Source organism: Pseudomonas sp. 5P_3.1_Bac2 (assembly GCF_025465995.1).
Classification (GTDB): Bacteria; Pseudomonadota; Gammaproteobacteria; order Pseudomonadales; family Pseudomonadaceae; genus Aquipseudomonas.
In genome coordinates this window covers 221,653-242,624 of record NZ_JANLNY010000004.1, presented here as the reverse complement: position 1 = coordinate 242,624, position 20,972 = coordinate 221,653, and the positions used below count along the sequence as shown (strand labels likewise).

The following is a 20,972-nucleotide window of genomic DNA, read 5'->3' as shown; positions in this document are numbered from 1 at the left end:
TCCCCTGCGCCGCCCACCGGCGCAGCAGCCCCTCAGGTTCATCATGGTTTCTGGTTCTTCGCGCTTGCGTAATGTGCTGCTGATTGTTGCATTTGCCACCATCTATATCGGCTGGGGCACCACCTACCTAGCCAACCACTTCCTGCTTCGCGAAGTACCGCCCTTTATTATCGGCACCCTGCGCTTTGCCATTGCCGGCTTGCTGGCCTTGCTATGGGTGATCGCCAGCGGCCAGTTCCGCATCCAGCGCAGCGACTTCGGTGGCATCCTGATCGGCAGTTTCTCCTTGATTGCCGTGGGCCAAGGCGCGGTGATCTACGCCAACCAGTATTTGCCCACCGGCATGCTGGCCATGCTCTACACCACCTTGCCACTGTGGAGTGTGGCGCTGGAGTGGCTGCTCGGTGAGCGCCCGCCACTGTGGGTGGTGGCCGGCCTGGCGCTGGCTTGTGGCGGCATCGTGCTGCTGATGAATAACAGCTTGGGCCACGATTCCACCTGGCAGCAGTGGTTTGCCAGCTTGCTGGTGGCCGGCGCCACCCTGTGTTGGGCCTGCGGCGCCTGGCTGATGCGCCAGCGCCCGGCGTTTCGCTCCAGTTGGTTGGGTTTGAGTTTGCAGATGCTGCTGGGCGCGCTGTTTCTGGCAGTGACCGGAGTCTTTCATGGCGACTGGACGCAGCTCGACATGGCCAGCTTCAGCCCGCACGTGTGGTGGTGGCTGGCCTATCTGATTTTGCCGGTGAGCCTGGGCGTGTATCCGGCCTACTTCTGGCTGCTGCGCGAAGTGCGGCCGAGCCTGGTGTCGACCTTCGCCTTTGTTAACCCCGTAGTCGCCCTGCTGCTCGGTTACCTGCTGCTGGGCGAGCAGCTGAGCCTGACCGCCATGCTCGCCTGCATGGTGACCTTGTTCGGCGTGGTGTTGATTATCTTTGGCCGGCGTTAGCCGACCTGCAATAAGCGGTCGCGCAGCTTCTGGATTTCATCGCGCAGTTGCGCCGCCGCCTCAAACTCCAGGTCACGGGCCAGGGCATACATCTTCTCTTCCAGCTCGCGGATGCGCTTGGTGATCTGGCTCGGCGAACGCAGTTGCTCTTCGTAACGCGCACTTTCCTCCGCCGCTTTGGCCATGCCTTTGCGCTTGTTACTGCGCGCACCAGGCACCACGGCGCCCTCAAGAATATCTTTGATGTCCTTAACCACGCCTTTAGGCACGATGCCATTGGCCAAGTTAAAGGCGATTTGCTTCTCGCGGCGCCGCTCCGTTTCGCCGATGGCGCGCTCCATGGAGCCGGTCATGCGATCGGCATACAGAATCGCCCGGCCATTGAGGTTACGCGCGGCGCGGCCAATGGTCTGAATCAGCGAGCGCTCGCTGCGCAAGAAACCCTCTTTGTCAGCATCGAGAATCGCCACCAGCGACACTTCCGGCATGTCCAAACCTTCTCGCAGCAGGTTGATGCCGACCAGCACATCAAAGGCGCCGGTACGCAAGTCGCGAATAATTTCGACCCGCTCCACGGTGTCGATGTCCGAGTGCAGATAACGCACCTTCACGCCATGGTCGGCCAGATAATCCGTCAGGTCTTCGGCCATGCGTTTGGTCAGCGTGGTGACCAATACCCGCTCCTCGACCGCCACGCGCTTGTTGATTTCTGAGAGCAAATCGTCGACCTGAGTCAGCGCCGGACGCACTTCAATTTGCGGATCGACCAGCCCCGTCGGACGCACCACCTGCTCAATCACCCGTCCGGAATGCTCGGCCTCGTAGTTGCCCGGCGTGGCCGAGACGAAGATGGTCTGCGGGCTGGCCGCTTCCCACTCCTCAAACCGCATGGGCCGGTTGTCCAGCGCCGAGGGCAAGCGAAAGCCGTACTCGACCAGCGTCTCTTTGCGCGAGCGGTCGCCCTTGTACATGGCGCCGACCTGGGGAACCGAGACGTGGGACTCGTCGATCACCAGCAGGGCTTCATCGGGCAGGTAGTCATATAAAGTCGGCGGCGCCTCACCCGAGTGACGCCCGGAGAGGTAACGCGAGTAGTTTTCGATGCCGTTGCAGTAGCCCAGCTCGAGGATCATCTCGAGGTCATAGCGGGTGCGCTGCTCCAGGCGCTGGGCTTCGACCAGCTTGTTGTTATTGCGCAGGTACTCCAGACGCTGGGCCAGCTCGGCCTTGATCCCCTCCACCGCTTCGAGCAGGGTTTCCCGCGGGGTGACATAGTGGCTCTTGGGATAGAAGGTAAAGCGCGGCAGCTTTTGGATCACCTCGCCGGTCAGCGGATCAAAGGCGCTGATGTTTTCCACTTCATCATCAAATAACTCGATGCGGATGGCCTCCAGGTCCGACTCCGCAGGGAACACATCGATCACATCGCCGCGCACGCGGAAGGTGGCGCGGGCGAAGTCCATGTCATTGCGCGTGTACTGCAGCTCAGCGAGGCGGCGCAGCAGCGCGCGCTGGTCCATTTTGTCACCACGGTCCAAGTGCAGGACCATTTTCAGGTATTCCTCGGGGCTGCCCAAGCCGTAGATCGACGACACCGTGCAGACCACGATCACGTCCTTGCGCTCGATCAGCGCCTTGGTTGCCGACAGGCGCATCTGCTCGATGTGATCGTTGATCGAGGCGTCCTTCTCGATAAAGGTGTCGGAGGACGGCACGTAAGCTTCTGGCTGGTAGTAGTCGTAATAGGAGACGAAGTACTCCACCGCGTTGTGCGGGAAGAAACTTTTGAATTCGCCATACAGCTGCGCGGCCAGGGTTTTGTTGTGCGCCAGCACCAAGGTCGGGCGCTGCACCTGGGCAATCACGTTGGCGATGGAGAAGGTCTTGCCCGAGCCGGTCACGCCCAACAAGGTCTGATGCGACAGCCCCGCTTCGAGGCCTTCGACCATCTGCCGGATCGCCTCGGGCTGATCGCCAGCAGGGGCAAAACGGGTGACCAATTGAAATGCAGACATAACGGACCTCGGCAACGGGTGTGACGCGAGCGCAAAGACTACGTCAAAAGCAATGAAATGCCTGCGTCTCCTTGTCGCGACACAGGTTAGGCAACGGTATACTACCGGGCCACTTACGCAACGCCCTAATGGCTGTTGCTGATACTCAACCTCTCATTTAGAGCTGCCGTATCCATGAGTCTGTTCTCCGCTGTCGAAATGGCTCCGCGCGACCCGATCCTGGGCCTTAATGAAGCTTTCAACGCCGATACCCGAGCCACCAAGGTCAACTTGGGCGTGGGTGTTTATTACAACGAAGAAGGCCGCATTCCCCTGCTGCGCGCTGTTGCTGAAGCCGAGAAAGCCCGCATCGAAGCCCATGCTCCGCGCGGCTACTTGCCGATCGAAGGTATCGCTGCCTACGACAACGCCGTGCAAAAGCTGCTGTTTGGCGCCAATGCCGAACTGCTCAGCACTGGCCGCGTGATCACTACTCAAGCGGTGGGCGGTACTGGCGCACTGAAAACCGGCGCCGATTTCCTCAAGCGTCTGCTGCCCAATGCCACCGTGGCCATCAGCGACCCGAGCTGGGAAAACCACCGTGCGCTGTTTGAGTCCGCCGGCTTTAACGTACAGAACTACCGCTACTACGATGCCGCCAGCCATGGCGTGAACCGTGCCGGCATGCTTGAAGATCTGCGCAACCTGCCCGCGCGCTCGATCGTCGTGCTGCACGCCTGCTGCCATAACCCAACCGGCGTCGACCTGGCGCTGGAAGACTGGCAAGCCGTGCTGGAAGTGCTGCGTGAGCGCGAGCATGTGCCGTTCCTCGACATCGCCTACCAAGGCTTTGGCGCCGGCATCGACGAAGACGCCTTAGCCGTGCGCCTGTTCGCCGAGTCGGGCCTGCCGTTCTTCGTCTCCAGCTCCTTCTCCAAATCCTTCTCGCTGTACGGCGAGCGCGTTGGCGCCCTGACCATCGTCACCGGTGATAAAGACGAAGCCGGCCGCGTGCTGTCGCAAGCCAAACGTGTAATCCGCACCAACTACTCCAACCCACCGACCCACGGCGCCACCGTCGTCGCCAGCGTATTGAACAGCCCTGAGCTGCGCGCACTGTGGGAAGAAGAGCTGGCCGGCATGCGCGATCGTATTCGCAGCATGCGCCTGGCCATGGTTGAGCAACTGGCCAGCCTGACCGACAAGCGTGATTTCAGCTTCGTCGCCCAACAGCGTGGCATGTTCTCCTACTCGGGCCTCACTGCCGAGCAGGTCGAGCGCCTGAAAAATGAGTTCGGCATTTATGCGGTGAGCACCGGACGCATCTGCGTAGCCGCGCTCAACCAGCACAACCTGCCGGCAGTGACTCAGGCGATCGCCAAGGTCCTCTGATTTTTGCTTTAAGGGGGAAGCCAAGCAGGCTTGACTTCCCCTTTTGAATCAGTAGGATACGCATCGTTGTTCCGCGATAGCTCAGTCGGTAGAGCAAATGACTGTTAATCATTGGGTCCCTGGTTCGAGTCCAGGTCGCGGAGCCAAATTCAAAAACCCGGTCCTTAAGGCCGGGTTTTTTATTGCCTGCAACTTACCGTAGCCTGGATTAGCCCGCACAGCGGGCGTAATCCGGAACATGCGGCGCCTTGAAACCAATGGTGGGTTACGCCGCTACGCGACTAACCCACCTTACGGTCTGCGCCATCGAGTCCAAGCACCGGGCCAAATTCAAGAACCCCGATACTTAAGCCTGTTTTTTATTACCTGCAATCTACCCGTAGCCTGGATTAGCCCGCGCAGCGGATGTAATCCGGGATAGGCCACGCCTCAAAACCGATGGTGGGTTACGCCGCTACGCGGCTAACCCACCTTACGGTCTGCGCCATCGAGTCCAGCGCCAAACCAAATTCAAAAAACCGGTCATTAGCCCGGATTTTATTGCCTGTAACTCCCGTAGCCTGGATTAGCCCGCGCAGCGGCCGTAATCCGGAACAGGCCACGCCTCGTAATCAATGGTGGGTTATCAACTGACAGACCCGACGACATCTAATAAATCTATCGGATAGATAAACATCCAATATTTTATCAATTAAACGAGAATCACTAGCATTCACTTCAAGCCCACAAAACACCGCATTGAGGTGCGCCATGCTTAAGACTCTGACCTTCACCGTTATGCACTTCTGCATCGCTTTCGGTGTGACCTACGCGCTGACCGGCAGCGTAGCGGCCAGTAGCATGGTCGCGGCCATCGAACCGCTGTGTAATTCGGTCGGCTTCTACTTTCACGAGAAAGTCTGGCGGCGCATTGAAGGCCGCAATGCGCGGACCGAGGCCATGCCCAAGCACGCCTGGCTGCATCATCAGGCCTAAAACGACAGACATACACAAGCTGTTATAAACAGCCAGCAGAGGCCTAAAACATTCCGCTATGATGCGCAGCTTCGCCATCAGACCTGCGCCATCATGCCCGCCACTCGCCACGTTGCTTATCTGTTTGCCTGTTTAATTAGCCTGCTTGCGCTGACGGCGCTGTGGTACGCAATCGGTCGTCCTGTGCAGTTGGCCGATGCCGCTACGCCTACGCACAAGTTGCAGTGCGCGTCGTACACGCCCTTCGGCAAAGATCAGTCGCCCTTTGATCAGCCCTTGCAAATCCGCCCTGAACAGATGGACGCCGATCTGGCCCTGCTCTCGCAGCGCTTCGAGTGCCTGCGCACCTACTCGGTGACCGGCCTTGAGCAATTGCCGCAGCTGGCTCGTAAATATGGCTTGAAGTTGATGGTCGGCGCCTGGGTCAGCCGCAGTGCTGCGGACACTCAGATTGAAGTGAACAATGCGATCAAGATCGCCAACGCTTACCCCGATGTGATTCAAGCGGTGATCGTTGGCAACGAGGCCTTGCTGCGCAAAGAAGTCACCGCGCAGCAGTTGGTGAGCCTGATCGATCAGGTCAAAACACAAATCCAACAGCCAGTGACCTATGCCGATGTGTGGGAGTTCTGGCTTAAACACCCGGAAATCGCACCGGCCGTGGACTTTATTACCATCCACCTGCTGCCCTATTGGGAGGACAATCCGGCCGGGATTGAACAGGCGCTGGCTCAGGTAGCGAAAGTGCGCGAACGCTTTGGTCGTGACTTCGCCCCCAAAGATATTCTGATCGGCGAGACCGGCTGGCCCAGCGAGGGCCGCCAACGCGAAACCGCGGTGCCCAGCCTCGTCAACCAGGCCACCTTTATTCGCGGTTTTGTCGCCATGGCCGAGCAACACGGTTGGCGTTACAACCTGATCGAAGCCTTTGACCAGCCGTGGAAACGCATCAGCGAGGGCGCAGTTGGCGGCTACTGGGGCTTGTATGATGCTGATCGGCAGGACAAGTCGATCCTCGCCGGGCCGGTATCCAACCTGCCGCACTGGCCGCTGTGGCTGGGCGCCAGCGCTGTGCTGTTTGCCGCCACCTTGCTGCTTGGCGGACGTCCGCGTTCAACTAAACATGCTTGGCTGCTGCCGCTGCTAGCAGGTCTCGGTGCGGGCAGCATCATGTTGTTTAGCGAGTTGACCTGGGTGACCAGCCGCTACCTCGGCGAATGGCTATGGGCCGCCGCACTGCTACTGCTCAACCTGTTGATCCTTGCCCATGCCGCCCTGCTGCTTACACAACCTAGCGGCTGGCGCCAACGAGCGAGCGCTTGGCTCAGTGGCAAAAGTGCACTGTGGCTGCTGCTAAGTGCCTTCGCTGGCGCGGTAATGATGCTAGCGCTGGTGGTCGATGCGCGTTATCGCAGTTTCCCCAGCGCCGCCTTGCTGTTACCAGCCGTGGTTTACCTGTGCCATCCGGTCAGTGGCTATCGGCGCGAACTTACCCTGCTCGGCGTACTGATCGGCGTAGGTTTGCTGCCGCAACTCTATGAGGAAACCCTCAGCAACCTGCAAGCCATTGGCTGGGCGCTGACCTGCGCCCTATTAGTCGTGGCCGTGCTACGCAGCCTGCGCCTAAGCAAGCGCTCAGCTTAAGCGCTCGGCCCGTACTAACCGCAGCAGCGCCAGCACCACGCTAAATACCGCGAGGCTGGCGCTGTATAACAACAGGCTTGGCAAACCCAGCAATAGCGCCGGCACGGCCAAGCGTTTGCCCCACACGCCTGGCAGCACAAAGGCCAGCAGCGCCAACGCCAAAGCCCCCAGCGCTAATACGCGAAAATGAATTAACCAGCCTAAAGTTGCGCGCACCTGGCAGCCAAGATGCTCAGGCTGTGCTACACATACAGCCACCCAGTGATCGTTCTCCATCAACTGGTAGCGCAAAGCAAAGCTGACGGCCACACACAAGGCAGTGGCAACTAGCAACATTAACAGGGAAGTGGTACGCGACATGGCTGACTCAATTGATCAATGGATATTGCACACACAGCACAACTGCCCAATAAGCAGCGGCCACAAAGCCTCTCGCGGGCTAGCTACGCCTAGACAAGGGCGGACTAGAATAAACCGCTGCGTGGCGAATAACATCCGGCAATAACAACTACACTGCGTTAACTGCAGCGCTGACATATGTATAGGCAGATTCTCTGTTTAATAGTTAAGCCCTGCCAAGTTAAGTGGCCCCAAGCTGTTAGAAACACCTTGCCGCGCACTTAAGCCGCCTTCTGTGGTCTGAAACGCGCCGAATGATCAGCTACGCCATAGTTCTTAAGAGACTTAGCCATGCCGCACTTGTATAGCTTACTTGCCCTAATTGGCTGCCTGGCAGTGGTATTGCCCGCACAGGCTAAAGATATTGACGCCGAAAGCTACGGCTATCCGCTGCACAATGCCTTTGAAGCCACCATTGCCACTACTCCACCGGAGCTACGCCCGAAATTACCGGCCGACAGCGACATTGAGCAAAGTGACTATTCAGTCAGACTACGTCCCGAGCGCGAATTCGAGTTACCGAGCAACTTCTGGCCGGTCACTAAGATGCACTATCGACTGGCTAAGCAGTCTGGTCCGGCGCCACTGATGTTTATTATCGCCGGCACCGGCGCACACTACTCGGGCAGCACCCCGGAGTTCCTCAAAAAGCTGTTCTACTCGGCCGGCTACCATGTAGTACAGCTTTCTTCGCCGACCAGCTATGACTTTATGGCTTCGACCTCGCGCTTAGCCACACCCGGCATCAGCGAAGACGACGCGGCTGATCTCTACCGGGCCATGCAGGCCGTGCGGGCGCAACAAGCCGACCTCGAAGTTACCGACTTCAACTTGGTCGGTTATAGCTTGGGCGCCTTGAATGCGGCCTTTGTCAGCCACTTGGATGAAACCAAGCGCAGCTTTGAGTTTAAGCGTGTATTGCTGCTCAACCCGCCGGTCAATCTGTACACCTCGATCAGCAACCTCGACCGTTTGGTACAAACTCAAGTCACCGGCATTAACGACACCACCACCTTTTATGATCTGGTCTTAGCCAAGTTAACTCGCTACTTCCGGGAAAAAGGTTATGTCGATATTAACGATGCCCTGCTCTATGACTTCCAGAACTCCAATCAACATCTCACCAACGAACAGTTGGCCATGTTGATTGGCGCGTCATTTCGCTTCTCTTCGGCGGACATCGTCTTCACCTCTGACCTGATCAATCGCCGCGGTCTGATTACCCCGGTAGGTGAGCCGATTACCGATAGCACCAGCCTCACTCCGTTCTTTAAAGAGGCGTTGCAGTGCGACTTTGATTGCTACATCACCGAGCAGTTAATCCCTATGTGGCGAGCCCGCACAGGCGGCAACAGCCTGGCCCAACTGATCGATCAAGTCAGCCTGTACGCCCTGACCGACTACCTGAAAAACAGCAGCAAAATCGCCGTTATGCACAACGCCGACGACGTAATTCTCGGCCCAGGCGACTTGGGTTACTTACGCCGTACCTTCGGTGAACGCTTGACGGTTTATCCTTACGGCGGCCATTGCGGCAACCTCAACTACCGCGTCAATAGCGACGCCATGCTGGAGTTCTTCCGTGGCTAAGCCTTTTCTTCTTACCGCCCTGCTCGCCAGCGCCCTGAGCTGCAACTTTGCCATGGCTGACAGCGTCAGCACGATTGACAGCGACGGCTTTAAAAACCCCTTGCAGCAGCTGCAATTTAACCCGGGCTTAGATCAGCTTGAGTTTGAGCGCGCCACCCTTAACGCGCTCAACATCTACGACCCTTGGGAGTCATGGAACCGCAGCGTCTACCATTTCAACTACCGCTTCGATGAGTGGGTGTTCTTACCGATAGTCGACGGCTACCGCTATATCACCCCCAATCTGGTACAGACCGGAGTGAGTAACTTCTTCAGTAACCTGGGGGATGTGACCACTCTGCTTAACAGCGTGCTGCAACTTAAGCTGCAGCGCAGCATGGAGACCACCGCGCGACTGATGTTTAACACCATCATCGGTGTCGGCGGCATCTGGGACCCGGCGACCCTGATGGGCCTGCATAAACAAAGTGAAGACTTTGGCCAGACCTTAGGCTATTACGGCGTGCCCAGCGGGCCCTACATGGTGCTACCGCTGTTGGGCCCATCGAACCTGCGCGATACCGGCGGCATGGTGTTCGACTATGTGGCCCAGGATCAGATCAACTGGCTGGATGTGGCCGACACCCGCGAAGATCATCCTGAGCTGACCCTGCTGGAAATCATCAACACCCGCTCGACCGTGAACTTCCGCTACGGCCAACTTAACTCGCCATTTGAGTATGAGAAGGTGCGCTACGTGTATCACGAGTCGCGCTTGCTGAAGATCGCCGAGTAGCGCCTAGATTAGCGCGAGTAGTACTGCGACAAAGCCGGGGGCACGCCACTGTCATCAGTGGCTGTCCACGGACCTTGCACAGCCGTCGCCCAACTCCAACCGCCATCAAAGCGATAGAAAGTGCGTGCGCGGTAATACAGATCGGCTTCACCATTAATCCGGTACACCCCCAGCGCCGGCACCCACTGGCTGGCCACTCCTGGCGGCGGTGCGAAGTGCGGATGATTGGTGCTGGAGCCGCGCGGTACGGGCTGGCTACTGGGCGGCGTCTGTACACAGGCACTTAGGCCCAACAGCAACGCCAGCAGCAGCCCCTTACGCGCAGCGATCATTGGCCGTCCGCGCGATCAATCAGCAGCTGTTGCACAGCCTTGGTATCAGAGGCCAGCGGCTGACCACTGCCCTGCCACTCGCCGGCGGTGGCATTACCGCTGCGGGAAATACGCGCCACCAACTGCACTTGGGCAAAGCCAGAAATCTTCAACTGCGGCATCATCGCGTCGCTATCCGACAACTGCACTTCAGCCGGCAGATCAGACACTTTCAGACGCTTAACCGCCAAAGGCATCGGTGGGCCGCTGACTGCACGGGCAAACACAAACACCGCATCGTCGCCTTGCACCTTGCCTTGCAGCTCAGGGGCTAAGCTCACCTTAACGGTCAACAGGGCCGCTTTGTTAGCCGCCGCGGTGCTAGGCGCAGTCGGTGCTGCCACGCTTGGTTGAGCGCCGCCCTCGGCCAGTTGTTCCCGGGCCCGTTCGATACCACCCTCAATCGCCTGACGCGATGGATCTTCAGCCGGCAACAGCGCCACCAGCTTCTGCCACTGCTCGATTGCCTGGGCGAAGTTGCCACTTTCAAAGGCGGCGATCCCCAGCAGGCCGAGACTGGTGGCTTCGTTTGGATCGGCCTGCAGGGCTTCATCGGTCAGCGCTTGCAGTTGCTCACTCCACTGCTTGTTGCTGGAGAAATACAGCGCCTGGGCCCACTGACCGAGCAGCTCTGGAGCCCGCCCAGTGAGATTCACCGCTTGCTCAAAAGCCTTAGCCGCATCGCCCGCACGCTCTTGCGCCATGTAGGTACGACCCAAGAAGTACCAACCTTCGGCCGACTGCGGATTGCTCTGCACCGTGGCTTCCAAACGGGCGGTCATTTCTTGGATGTTTCTCGGCGCCTCAGCAAAGGTCGCGGCCTTCTCGACATCAGCGATAGCGCCGAAGTGCCAATACAGGCCGGCGGCCACTACCGGCACCAACACCGCAGCCAGCAGCGGCAGCTTGCGCCCCAGCGGATGCTGCTGACGCTGCAGGCCGTCAGTGTCTGCCAGCAACTCACGGGCCGCTTCATCACGACCATCAGCCAGTTGCTGGGCGTCGAGAGCACCTGCGGCGTGCTGGTTTTGCAGCTCTTGCAGACGTTCCTGATAGAGGGTCACGTTCAGCGCGGTGCGGTCCTCTTCAGCTTGAACCTTACGCCCACGCAACAGCGGGATAAGCAAAAATGCCAGGGCCGCCAGCAACAAGGCGGCGGCGCACAACCAAAATCCAATCATCAGTCTTTGTTTTCCACAGGCGGTTGATTGAGCAAAGCAGCCAGGCGCTGCTGTTCATCCGCAGATAGGCCATGCTCAGCGCCTTTCGCTTGCCGACGCCGGCGCCACAGGATCACCGCCACTAAGCCGAAGCCGGCCACCAGTAAACCTGCTGGGCCGTACCAGAGCAGTACCGTGCGCGCCGTGACGGGCGGCTTGTACAGGACGAAGTCGCCATAGCGGCTGACCAAGTAATCGATAATTTGCGCGTCGCTGTTACCCTCGTTGAGCATGCGATAGATCTGCGCACGCAGGTCCATGGCAATCGGCGCATCGGAGTCAGCGATGTTCTGGTTCTGACACTTAGGGCAACGCAGTTCTTCAACCAGGGTGCGGTAGCGATGGCGCTCGGCCTCACTACTGAACTCATAGGTATCGATGGCCGCCTGAGCCGTGCCTAGCAAGGCGAGGCCGAGCAGCAGTGCGCTACACAGCCGCCTCATGGCTGCGCCTCATCAACCAATTGCTGATACAGCGAGGCCAGTTGCTCACGCCATACGCGCTCATCGATCACGCCGACAAACTTGTGGCGAATGATGCCGTCCTTGTCGATCAGGAAGGTTTCCGGCGCGCCGTACACGCCCAGATCCAAGCCCAAGCTGCCAGCGGTATCGCTGATATTGAGCTGGTAAGGGTCGTTAAACTCCTTCAGCCATTTCTGCGCGGCGGCGTTGTCATCTTTGTAGTTAACCCCGTAGATGTTCACGCCCAGCTTGCCCAGAGCATTCAGCACCGGGTGCTCAACTCGGCACGACACACACCAGGTGGCCCACACGTTAACCAGCGCGGGCTTGCCCTTAAGGTCGGCCACAGTCAGGGTTTTGCCGTCCTGCACCGCTGGCAGGCTAAAGGCCGGGAATGGCTTGTCGATCAGCGCCGACGGCAGCTCCTCAGGGTTGAGAAACAAACCACGGTAGAGGAACACCGCCACGCCTAAAAAAATCACCAATGGCAGCAACAACACTAAACGCTTCATGCTTTCGCCTCCTGCACCCGGAGGGCATCACGCACCCGGGTTCGCACTTTCATCCGGTAACGTTTATCGGCAGCAGCCAACAAGCCACCAAGGCCCATCAACAAGGCGCCGAACCAAATCCAGCGAACAAAGGGTTTGATGTGCACGCGCACCGCCCAAGCCCCGTCTTCCAACGGCTCACCCAAGGCCACAAACAGGTCACGGGTAAATCCAGCATCGATACCGGCTTCGGTCATCACCGACTTCTGTACCACATACAGACGCTTCTCCGGATGCAGCACGGCAATCTCTTTGCCGTCTTCAAGGATGCGCACGGTACCGCGATCGGAGGTGAAGTTCGGCCCTTCGAAGTGCTTAGCACCCTCGAAGATAAAGTGGTAACCGCCGATATCGACGCTGTCGCCAGGCGCCATGCGCATATCGCGTTCAAAGCTGCCAACGCTGGTCAGCACCACGCCCAGAGCACACACCGCCATGCCCAAGTGCGCCACCTGCATGCCCCAGTAGCTGCGGGTCAGGGTTGGCAGACCTTTGAGCAGACCTTTATGTCGGGTCTTATCGACGATATCGCGCACACCGGCGAGCACCACCCAAGCGGCCAGCAGGCAAACGCCGAGCACGGCCCAGTTAAAATCACCGAGCACAAAAGTCGCCAGCACCGCCACCACCACGGTGCCGATCAGCACCGGGCTGAGCATGCCGATCAGCCATTTAACCGGCGTGTCCTTCCAGCGCAGCAGCACACCGATGGCGATCATCACCATCAGCAGGCCCATCAGCGGCACGAACAGCGCGTTGAAATAGGGCGGGCCGACCGACAGCTTGGCGCCGGTCACGGCATCCAGCACCAGCGGGTACAGAGTGCCGAGCAGAATCATCGCCGCGGCCACTACCAGAATCAGGTTGTTGATCAGCAGCAGGGTTTCCCGCGACCACAGGGCAAAGCCAACCTTGCTCTTCACCACAGGGGCACGCAGAGCAAACAGGGTCAGCGAGCTGCCCACCACCAACAGCAAGAAGGCCAGAACAAAGGTGCCGCGCTCAGGGTCACTGGCAAAGGCATGCACCGAAGTCAGTACGCCGGAACGCACCAGGAAGGTGCCGAGCAAGCTCAGGGAGAACGCGGCAATGGCCAGCAACACGGTCCAGCTTTTGAAGACGCCGCGTTTTTCCGTCACCGCCAGGGAGTGGATCAGCGCGGTGCCGACCAGCCATGGCATAAAGGAGGCGTTTTCCACCGGGTCCCAGAACCACCAACCGCCCCAGCCCAGTTCGTAATAAGCCCACCAGGAACCCAGGGCGATACCAATGCCGAGGAAGGCCCAGGCAACGATGGTCCATGGCCGCGACCAACGCGCCCAGGCCGCATCCAGCTTACCGCCCAACAGTGCAGCGATAGCAAAGGCGAAGGCCACCGAGAAGCCCACGTAGCCCATGTACAGCATCGGCGGATGGACGATCAGGCCAACGTCTTGCAGCAGCGGGTTGAGGTCACGACCGTTGGCAGGAGTATCAAACAGGATGCGTGCGAAGGGGTTGGAGGTGATGATCAAAAACAGCAGGAAACCAACGCTGATAATGCCCATCACGGCCAACACCCGAGCGAGCATTTCTTCAGGCAATTGCCGCGAGAAGATCGACACGGCAAAGGTCCAGCCGGCCAGGATCAAGCCCCACAGCAGCAACGAGCCTTCGTGGGCGCCCCATACCGCGCTGAACTTGAAGTACCACGGCAACAGGCTGTTGGAGTTGCTCGCCACATAGGTCACGCTGAAATCATCGACCAAGAACGAGTAGGTCAGACAGATAAAGGCAAACAGCATAAAGGCGAACTGCCCCCACGCTGCCGGCTGGGCCAGGCCCATCCATTGCCGATCCCCCCGCCAGGCGCCAATCAGCGGCAAAGTGCCCTGCACCACCGCCATGCACAGCGCCAGAATCAAGGCCAACTGGCCGAGTTCAGGAATCATTGCGCGCCCCCTTGAGTGGCAGCGTCATGCTTTTGCTTCATGCCGCTTTTCTCCAGAGCCTGCATCACTTCAGGTGGCATGTAGTTTTCATCATGCTTGGCCAAAACTTCATCGGCGACCATCACCCCGCTCCCATCTAACTTGCCCATGGCGACGATGCCCTGCCCTTCACGGAACAGGTCCGGGAGGATGCCGCTGTAGCGGATAGTCACGCTGTGGCTGCCATCGGTAACGACAAAGTCAGTATCCAGGGAGTCGCCGGAGCGTTTCACCGAGCCTTCCTCGACCAGGCCACCAGCGCGGATGCGCGTATTTTGTGGTGCATCGCCACTGGCGATCTGAGTCGGGGTGTAAAACAGATTGATGTTCTGCTGCAACGCGCTCAGGGCCAAGGCCACGGCAACACCTACGCCTGCGACAATCGCCAAAACAATATAGAGGCGCTTTTTGCGCTGCGGATTCACTGACTTTCCTCCCGACGCAAACGACGCGCCTCGTCTTGCAGATAACGGCGCCGCGCGAACATCGGCAGCGCCACATTCAGCCCGAGCACCGCCAGACTGATGGCATAACAGGACCACACATAAGGGCCGTGGGTACCCATGGCGATAAAGTCGCTAAAACTGGCGAAACTCATTGACCTTTCTCCACCTGCGCCTTGATCTCGGCCTTGGCCCAACTGCTGCGGGCTTCGCGCTTGAGCACCTCAAGGCGCATGCGCAGCAACAGCACCGCGCCGAAGAAGCAGTAGAAGCCCAGCACCATGATCAGCAGCGGCATCCACATCTCGAACGGCATGGCCGGTTTTTCCACCACGCTGAAGGTGGCCGGCTGGTGCAGGGTGTTCCACCACTCCACCGAGTATTTGATGATCGGGATATTCACCACGCCGACGATGGCCAGCACCGCACAGGCTTTAGACGCGCTGTCCCGGTTAGTGATGGCTTGGCCCAAGGCGATAACGCCGAAGTAGAGGAACAACAGAATCAGCATCGAGGTCAGACGCGCGTCCCACACCCAGTAGGTGCCCCAGGTCGGCTTGCCCCACACGGCGCCAGTGATCAAGGCGATCACCGTCATCCAGGCGCCGATGGGCGCGGCTTGCTGCAGCGCGACATCGGCCAGTTTCATTTTCCACACGAGACCAACCGTACCCGCCACGGCCAGCATCACGTAGATCGACTGGGCGAGAAACGCCGCCGGCACGTGAATATAGATAATCCGGAAGCTGTTGCCCTGTTGATAATCCGGCGGCGCAAAAGCTAAGCCCCAGACCAAGCCCACCACCAACAGCAGCACCGCCGCCGTGGTTAACCAGGGCAGCCAGCGCGCACTGATCTGGTAAAACCACTTGGGCGAACCCAGTTTATGAAACCACGTCCAGTTCATCAGGCTACTCATCATTGCAAGGACTGACGCAGGCACAGGGCCCGGCCAGCCGGCCATTTAGGCTTATGTTTTACTCAGCCACACTGATCTTCAGACCAGCGGCAATCGCAAAAGGTGTCAAGGTCACCGCTAAGGCAGTGAGGCAGGCCATCCATAACAGATGCCCCAGTACCGGCAATCCCTGCAGGCTGGCTTGTAACGCACCGCTGCCGAGAATCAGCACCGGGATGTACAACGGTAGAATCAACAGTGCCAGTAACAACCCGCCGCGCTTAAGGCCTACGGTCAGTGCTGCGCCGACCGCACCGAGCAAACTCAGCACCGGCGTACCGAGCAACAACGACAACAGCAACACCGGCAGGCAGCGGCCCGGTAAGCCCAGCATCAAAGCCAACAAGGGGGCCAATAAAACCAAGGCCAAACCAGAAAACAGCCAGTGTGCCAGCACCTTGGCCAACACCAAAAGTGCTAAGGGGTGCGGCGAAAGGACCCACTGTTCCAGTGAGCCATCTTCAAAATCACTGCGAAACAGGCCATCCAACGACAGCAGAACCGCCAGCAAAGCGGCAACCCACACCAGCCCTGGCGACAGACTTTGCAACAGTTGCGATTGCGGCCCAACGGCCAACGGGAACAAGGCAATCACAATGGCGAAAAACACCAGCGGGTTGGCTAACTCAGCCGGACGCCTAAACAGCAAACGCGCCTCACGGGCCAGCAGCAGGGTGAACACATTACTCATGGCGCACGCTGCCCCAAATCCAACTCACGGTAGCCACTGGGCTTGATTTTCATTTCATGGTGGGTGGTCAACACCACTAAACCGCCCTGCTCGCAGTGCTGTGCCAAATGCAGCTCCAACTGCGTCACAGCGGCTTTATCCAAGGCGGTAAACGGCTCATCCAATACCCATAATTTAGGGCCGGGCAAATACAGGCGGGCCAAGCCTACACGGCGCTGTTGGCCTGCCGACAAGGTGTGGCATGGCACATCTTCAAAGCCGCGTAGGCCTACGGCGTGTAAGGCCTGCCAGATCGCCTCGCGCGAGGCGGGCTGATGCAGGGCGCAGAGCCAGGTGAGGTTTTCTTCCGCGGTGAGCAAGCCTTTGATGCCCGGAGCGTGGCCGAGCCACAGCAGGGTACGGGCCAATTCAGCACGCTGGCTGCTTAGCGGTTGACCATACAGCCGGATTTCCCCGGCGCTTGGCGGCATTAAGCCAGCCAGCAAGCGCAGCAGACTGGTTTTGCCACTACCATTAGGGCCAACCACTTGCAGCATGTCACCGGGGACTAGACGCAGTTCGAGCTGCTCAAACAGCACGCGCCAATCTCGCTCGCAGGCAAGCGCCACAGCGTCTAGAACAGGATGGGTCAAAACATTGGCACCTAAAATCAATGGCAGAGGCCGTTCAAGTCGGCCAGCTCTTAGCCGCTATATACTGACGCAACTGGAATGCGCAGCCGATTCAGCCGGCGCGCAATTATACATGCCTGCAGCCGAGTCCCGCAGCGGGCATTTTCGACAGGGTGTAACCCACCGATGAACGAAATCAGTAGTCCACGCCCACTACCGCCGCCAGTTCCGGCCAATCGCGGTAACGCTGCCAATGTTGACCTCGCAGTCAAGCTATTGCAGCCATTGGATGATTTAATCGCCGTTGGTGAAACGGCCAAGGCCGAGGTGGTCACCAGCAAGGAATTGGCCAACAGTTTTCAAGTGCTCCTGCGCTTAACCCTCAACAACGGCAAGCAAACCACCTTAGAGGCCACCAGCCCACGCGCCCTGGAGCAAGGCAGCGCGGTTAACCTCACCGCCTTGTCGCCAACCCGCCTAGCCTTATCGGTGCTAGGTAACAATCATCCACCACTGACCAGCCTCGACCGCGAGCAATTTCCCGCTGGCTCCCTGCTCCAAGGCAAAGTGCTCAGTAGCAATGTCCAAGCCGGCAGCCAGCCCTTGGTGTACAAGGTGCTGATGCAATTGCTCAACAGTCAGATGGCTGGCAGCACCCTGTCGATAGAGACGGCCCTGAAGCTGCCAGTGGGCAGCCTGCTCAGCGCCCAAGTGCAAAATGATCAGTCGCTGAACTTTCTGCCCTTAAGCGGCCGTCTCGATCAACTGGCCCTTAACCAACAGCTCAGCGCCCAACTCGGCCGCCAAGGCTCATTACAAGGGTTGTTCAACAACCTGCAGGGTTTACTCGGTGGCGCCGGCCTGAGCGAGGGATTGCGCAGCAACATTGAAAAACTTTTTGCCGGCCTGCCCGATGCTGCTCAACTGAGTAACCCCAAGGGCTTGGCCCAAGCGCTGCACAACAGCGGAATCTTCCTCGAAGGCAAGCTGATTGGCGGCCAAGGCCAGGCCTTAAGCACCGACCTTAAAGCCAACTTACTGCGCCTGCTCAGCCAACTCAGCCCCGGCCTTGCCGGCGCTGGCGCACTGGGCAGTAGTGGCAGCAGCGCCGCCATGGCCCAAGCCATGCCCGCCATCGCCCGCGACCTGCTGCAAAGCCTTGGCCGCGCCAACCAGCGCCAACTGGAGCAAAGCTTTCCACTGCCAGCCCGATTGCTGCAAAAGGCTCAGGATGAAGACGACCTTGAGTCCCTGCTCAAACTCGCCGCCGCGGCCATTGCCCGCCTGCAAACCCATCAGTTGTCGAGCCTGAGCCAAAGCCAAGTCGGCCCGGACGGCAATCTGCTGACCACTTGGCAATTGGAAATCCCCATGCGCAACCAACAGGACGTGGTGCCGCTGCAAGTCAAACTGCAACGCGAAGAGGGTCAAGACAGCGAGAAGAAAGAGGCCAAAGAAACCCTTTGGCGCGTCGAGCTGGCCTTTGACATCCCGCCGCTGGGGCCCCTGCAAATCCAGGCCGAGTTAGTCCGTGAGCAATTCAGCAGCCAGCTCTGGGCGCAGCAGGCCGACACGGCGAAACTCATTGAGAGCGAACTGGATAATCTGCGCGCGCGCTTACAAACCGCCGGCATCCATGTGGGCGAATTACTCTGTACCTGCGGCGTGCCTCCACGGGGCCAACGCACCACGCTTGAACAACGCTGGGTGGATGAAACCGCATGAGCAGCAAAGCACCGCGCCAAGCCATCGCCCTCAGCTATGACGGGCAAAACGCGCCGACCCTCAGCGCCAAAGGCGATGACGAGTTGGCTGAGGCCATCTTGGCGATTGCCCGCGAGCACGAAGTGCCGATCTATGAAAATGCCGAGCTGGTGCGGCTACTGGCGCGCATGGAGCTGGGCGATGCGATCCCCGAGCAGTTGTATCGCTCAATCGCCGAGATCATTGCCTTTGCCTGGTACCTGAAAGGTAAGTGTCCCAAGGGCTGGAGCGCGCAGGATGAGGCCCCGCTACCGCCTCTGCTCGGTGGCCCGGCGGATAACAGCTAAGAGTGCTGAGCCTTGGCCTGCTGCATACGGCTGATCAATTCGGCTTCGCCCTGGCTTAAGCCGCAAGACTGGGTCAGATCATCCACCGTGGCGCCCATGCCAGCTAAGCGCGCGGCCTGGGTAAAGGACAACGTGGTGGGGTCACGCTGTTCTATTTGATTGAGTTTATCCGGCAGCGGTGCCACCACCTGGCGCAGCTCGTAAAGCTCTTCGCCCATTTGCACGCTGCCGGTTAGGTAAGTATCCAAACGCCGACTGATCTCTTTCAAGCGCCGATCACGCACGGCCCCCTCTTCGCCCAGTTGCTGGACAGCGTTGCGCAGCTGGCGTGACAGCCACACACAAGTGCCCAACAAGCCTAGGCAAAGCATCAGCAGGGCGATAACCAGCGCCTCAAGCATGATCTAGATGCTCTCCAACTCAGACCATTCCTCTTCGCTCATCATCTTGTCCAGCTCAACCAGAATCAGCAGCTCGCCGTTCTTGTTGCAGACGCCTTGAATGAACTTGGCCGATTCGTCATTACCGACGTTAGGCGCGTTTTCCACTTCCGATTGCCGCAGATAAACCACTTCGGCGACGCTGTCGACCAGAATGCCGATCACTTGTTTGTCGGCTTCGATGATCACGATACGGGTATTGTCCGAAACCTCACTGGAGTCCAGACCGAAGCGCTGGCGGGTGTCGATGACGGTCACGACATTGCCGCGCAGGTTGATGATGCCCAGCACATAGCTCGGAGCACCCGGTACAGGGGCAATTTCGGTGTAGCGCAGGACTTCTTGAACCTGCATCACATTGATGCCATAGGTCTCGTTGTCCAAACGAAAGGTTACCCACTGCAGAATCGGATCTTCGGAACCTTGTGCAGAACTCTTCTTCATATCCCTAGCCTCGTCATGTACCGCGCAGAGCGGCGATGGCGGGTGTTTACCCCGCTTTCATTACTATAGTTGCAAAGCGGTAATTATCTCACCGTTAAGCATTATTCAGTGCGCTTGGTTGCTCGCCATACGTTTAGCCGCGCCACTGGCAATCATCTCGGCCAAGGACGCTACATCTACTAAAGCACACATGTGTTCAATTACCGTGCCGGCCAGCCAAGGTCGTTGCGTGCGGTGACTGCGCCATTTGATTTGTTGCGGGTCGAGGCGGATGGAGCGACTGACCTGATGCACTGCCAGCCCCCACTCATAACCGGCCACCGAGATCACATACTGCAGACCTTCGCGCATCTCATCGCGATAACGCTCCGGCATCACCCAACGGGCAGTGTCGAGCACCTTAAGGTTGCCGGCTTGGCTGGGCAGAATCCCCAGGAACCAGTCAGGCTGGCCGAACAAGGGGGTCAGCTCCTGATCCTGCAACGGGTAAATAGAACCTAAGCACACCAGTGGCACGGCCAACGTCAGCCCCGCCACATCAAACAACAAACACTCGAAGCTGCTTTGCGCCCAATCTGGCTGCCCACCTGGGATGGGCTCAGGAGCCACGACAACAGCCGGCGCCGGTGCGACCAGCTCCTTAAGCTGCGGCGCTGGTGGCTCAATCTGAGCCGGTAGCGGCTCAGGTTGTGCTGGCGGCTCAGGCAGCAGCGCGACGGGGGGAATCACCACCGTGGGCAAGACCAAAGGCCGCTCGGGCGCCTCAGCTAAGGGCTTGCTCGGCGCCGCCTTAGGTTGCAAGCGCGCATCGCGCACTTGTTCCTCAAGCACCGCAGCCTCGAACTCGTCGAGCACTTGGCTGGAGGTCTCAGTCAGCTCCACCGCCGCCTCTTGCAGCAAGCCGTCCAAATAGGACTGCAAAGCCAGTTGCGTACGGTTGGCGCTCGCCAGTGGATGACTCATTGGTAAGTCCTGGAAAAATAATCTCTAGAGCCTATCGGCCGCCGGCCCGTTCGACTTGAGCCGAAATCGCGACGATTACTGCG

23 protein-coding genes and 1 tRNA gene are annotated in these 20,972 nt (G+C 59.0%); 9 read left to right on the top strand and 15 right to left on the bottom strand.

Going from position 1 to position 20,972, the window contains the following annotated elements; genetic code table 11:
- Positions 1-43 precede the first annotated feature (43 nt).
- Entirely contained in the window at positions 44-943 is a 900-nt protein-coding gene (locus NTD81_RS02485; RefSeq protein WP_262179104.1) for an EamA family transporter, read from the top strand.
- On the opposite strand, the gene uvrB is transcribed toward NTD81_RS02485, so the two are convergent.
- On the bottom strand, positions 940-2,958 hold the full coding sequence (gene uvrB, locus NTD81_RS02480) for an excinuclease ABC subunit UvrB (RefSeq protein WP_262179102.1): 2,019 nt from the start codon (positions 2,956-2,958) through the stop codon (positions 940-942). The genes NTD81_RS02485 and uvrB overlap by 4 nt on opposite strands.
- Positions 2,959-3,132: 174 nt before the next feature.
- Here uvrB and NTD81_RS02475 point away from each other — a divergent pair, with 174 nt between their 5' ends.
- The 4 genes from NTD81_RS02475 (at position 3,133) to NTD81_RS02460 (ending at position 6,948) form a co-directional block, all read left to right on the top strand.
- Positions 3,133-4,329, top strand: coding sequence for an amino acid aminotransferase (locus NTD81_RS02475; protein WP_262179100.1), 1,197 nt, complete (start codon positions 3,133-3,135; stop codon positions 4,327-4,329).
- Between the two features lie 70 nt (positions 4,330-4,399).
- A tRNA-Asn gene (locus NTD81_RS02470) sits at positions 4,400-4,475 on the top strand.
- A 604-nt stretch (positions 4,476-5,079) separates the two neighbouring features.
- Positions 5,080-5,304, top strand: a complete 225-nt coding sequence (locus NTD81_RS02465) for a DUF2061 domain-containing protein (RefSeq protein ID WP_262179097.1) — start codon at positions 5,080-5,082, stop codon at positions 5,302-5,304.
- A gap of 93 nt (positions 5,305-5,397) precedes the next feature.
- Entirely contained in the window at positions 5,398-6,948 is a 1,551-nt protein-coding gene (locus tag NTD81_RS02460; protein ID WP_262179095.1) for a beta (1-6) glucans synthase, read from the top strand.
- Here NTD81_RS02460 and NTD81_RS02455 read toward each other — a convergent pair.
- Positions 6,940-7,308, bottom strand: a complete 369-nt coding sequence (locus NTD81_RS02455) for a hypothetical protein (RefSeq protein WP_262179094.1) — start codon at positions 7,306-7,308, stop codon at positions 6,940-6,942. The two genes, NTD81_RS02460 and NTD81_RS02455, sit on opposite strands and share 9 nt — an antisense overlap.
- Before the next feature lie 330 nt (positions 7,309-7,638).
- On the opposite strand from NTD81_RS02455, the gene NTD81_RS02450 reads away from it, so the two are divergent.
- Together NTD81_RS02450 and NTD81_RS02445 are read left to right on the top strand one after the other, a co-directional pair.
- Positions 7,639-8,937: an alpha/beta fold hydrolase gene (locus tag NTD81_RS02450; protein ID WP_262179092.1), complete on the top strand. Its 1,299-nt coding sequence runs from the start codon at positions 7,639-7,641 to the stop codon at positions 8,935-8,937.
- A gap of 52 nt (positions 8,938-8,989) precedes the next feature.
- Complete coding sequence (locus tag NTD81_RS02445; RefSeq protein WP_262179810.1) at positions 8,990-9,712, top strand: VacJ family lipoprotein; 723 nt, start codon at positions 8,990-8,992, stop codon at positions 9,710-9,712.
- 8 nt (positions 9,713-9,720) lie between these two features.
- On the opposite strand, the gene NTD81_RS02440 is transcribed toward NTD81_RS02445, so the two are convergent.
- The 10 genes from NTD81_RS02440 to ccmA form a co-directional block, all read right to left on the bottom strand.
- Positions 9,721-10,044, bottom strand: coding sequence for a hypothetical protein (locus NTD81_RS02440; protein WP_262179090.1), 324 nt, complete (start codon positions 10,042-10,044; stop codon positions 9,721-9,723).
- A complete protein-coding gene (ccmI, locus tag NTD81_RS02435; protein WP_262179088.1) occupies positions 10,041-11,264 on the bottom strand; it encodes a c-type cytochrome biogenesis protein CcmI in 1,224 nt (407 codons plus the stop codon). The genes NTD81_RS02440 and ccmI overlap by 4 nt, the downstream gene beginning before the upstream one ends.
- Complete coding sequence (locus tag NTD81_RS02430; RefSeq protein WP_262179086.1) at positions 11,264-11,746, bottom strand: cytochrome c-type biogenesis protein; 483 nt, start codon at positions 11,744-11,746, stop codon at positions 11,264-11,266. Before NTD81_RS02430 ends, ccmI begins: the two co-directional genes overlap by 1 nt.
- Complete coding sequence (locus NTD81_RS02425) at positions 11,743-12,279, bottom strand: DsbE family thiol:disulfide interchange protein (protein ID WP_262179084.1); 537 nt, start codon at positions 12,277-12,279, stop codon at positions 11,743-11,745. Before NTD81_RS02425 ends, NTD81_RS02430 begins: the two co-directional genes overlap by 4 nt.
- On the bottom strand, positions 12,276-14,249 hold the full coding sequence (locus NTD81_RS02420) for a heme lyase CcmF/NrfE family subunit (protein WP_262179082.1): 1,974 nt from the start codon (positions 14,247-14,249) through the stop codon (positions 12,276-12,278). Before NTD81_RS02420 ends, NTD81_RS02425 begins: the two co-directional genes overlap by 4 nt.
- Positions 14,246-14,713: a cytochrome c maturation protein CcmE gene (gene ccmE / locus NTD81_RS02415; protein WP_262179052.1), complete on the bottom strand. Its 468-nt coding sequence runs from the start codon at positions 14,711-14,713 to the stop codon at positions 14,246-14,248. The genes NTD81_RS02420 and ccmE overlap by 4 nt, the downstream gene beginning before the upstream one ends.
- Positions 14,710-14,886, bottom strand: a complete 177-nt coding sequence (gene ccmD, locus NTD81_RS02410; protein WP_262179050.1) for a heme exporter protein CcmD — start codon at positions 14,884-14,886, stop codon at positions 14,710-14,712. Before ccmD ends, ccmE begins: the two co-directional genes overlap by 4 nt.
- Positions 14,883-15,641: a heme ABC transporter permease gene (locus tag NTD81_RS02405; RefSeq protein WP_262179808.1), complete on the bottom strand. Its 759-nt coding sequence runs from the start codon at positions 15,639-15,641 to the stop codon at positions 14,883-14,885. Before NTD81_RS02405 ends, ccmD begins: the two co-directional genes overlap by 4 nt.
- Positions 15,642-15,708: 67 nt before the next feature.
- Complete coding sequence (gene ccmB, locus NTD81_RS02400) at positions 15,709-16,380, bottom strand: heme exporter protein CcmB (RefSeq protein ID WP_262179048.1); 672 nt, start codon at positions 16,378-16,380, stop codon at positions 15,709-15,711.
- Complete coding sequence (gene ccmA, locus NTD81_RS02395) at positions 16,377-17,033, bottom strand: cytochrome c biogenesis heme-transporting ATPase CcmA (RefSeq protein ID WP_410017103.1); 657 nt, start codon at positions 17,031-17,033, stop codon at positions 16,377-16,379. The genes ccmB and ccmA overlap by 4 nt, the downstream gene beginning before the upstream one ends.
- A gap of 144 nt (positions 17,034-17,177) precedes the next feature.
- On the opposite strand from ccmA, the gene NTD81_RS02390 reads away from it, so the two are divergent.
- Positions 17,178-18,716 carry a flagellar hook-length control protein FliK gene (locus NTD81_RS02390; protein ID WP_262179044.1) on the top strand — a complete coding sequence of 513 codons (1,539 nt, stop codon included), beginning with the start codon at positions 17,178-17,180 and terminating at the stop codon, positions 18,714-18,716.
- Positions 18,713-19,042: an EscU/YscU/HrcU family type III secretion system export apparatus switch protein gene (locus NTD81_RS02385; protein ID WP_262179042.1), complete on the top strand. Its 330-nt coding sequence runs from the start codon at positions 18,713-18,715 to the stop codon at positions 19,040-19,042. The genes NTD81_RS02390 and NTD81_RS02385 overlap by 4 nt, the downstream gene beginning before the upstream one ends.
- Here NTD81_RS02385 and NTD81_RS02380 read toward each other — a convergent pair.
- The 3 genes from NTD81_RS02380 to NTD81_RS02370 form a co-directional block, all read right to left on the bottom strand.
- Positions 19,039-19,443, bottom strand: coding sequence for a DUF2802 domain-containing protein (locus NTD81_RS02380; RefSeq protein ID WP_262179040.1), 405 nt, complete (start codon positions 19,441-19,443; stop codon positions 19,039-19,041). The two genes, NTD81_RS02385 and NTD81_RS02380, sit on opposite strands and share 4 nt — an antisense overlap.
- A gap of 3 nt (positions 19,444-19,446) precedes the next feature.
- Positions 19,447-19,926, bottom strand: a complete 480-nt coding sequence (locus tag NTD81_RS02375; protein ID WP_262179038.1) for a chemotaxis protein CheW — start codon at positions 19,924-19,926, stop codon at positions 19,447-19,449.
- 105 nt (positions 19,927-20,031) lie between these two features.
- Complete coding sequence (locus NTD81_RS02370; protein WP_262179036.1) at positions 20,032-20,889, bottom strand: CheW domain-containing protein; 858 nt, start codon at positions 20,887-20,889, stop codon at positions 20,032-20,034.
- Between the last annotated feature and the right edge of the window lie 83 nt (positions 20,890-20,972).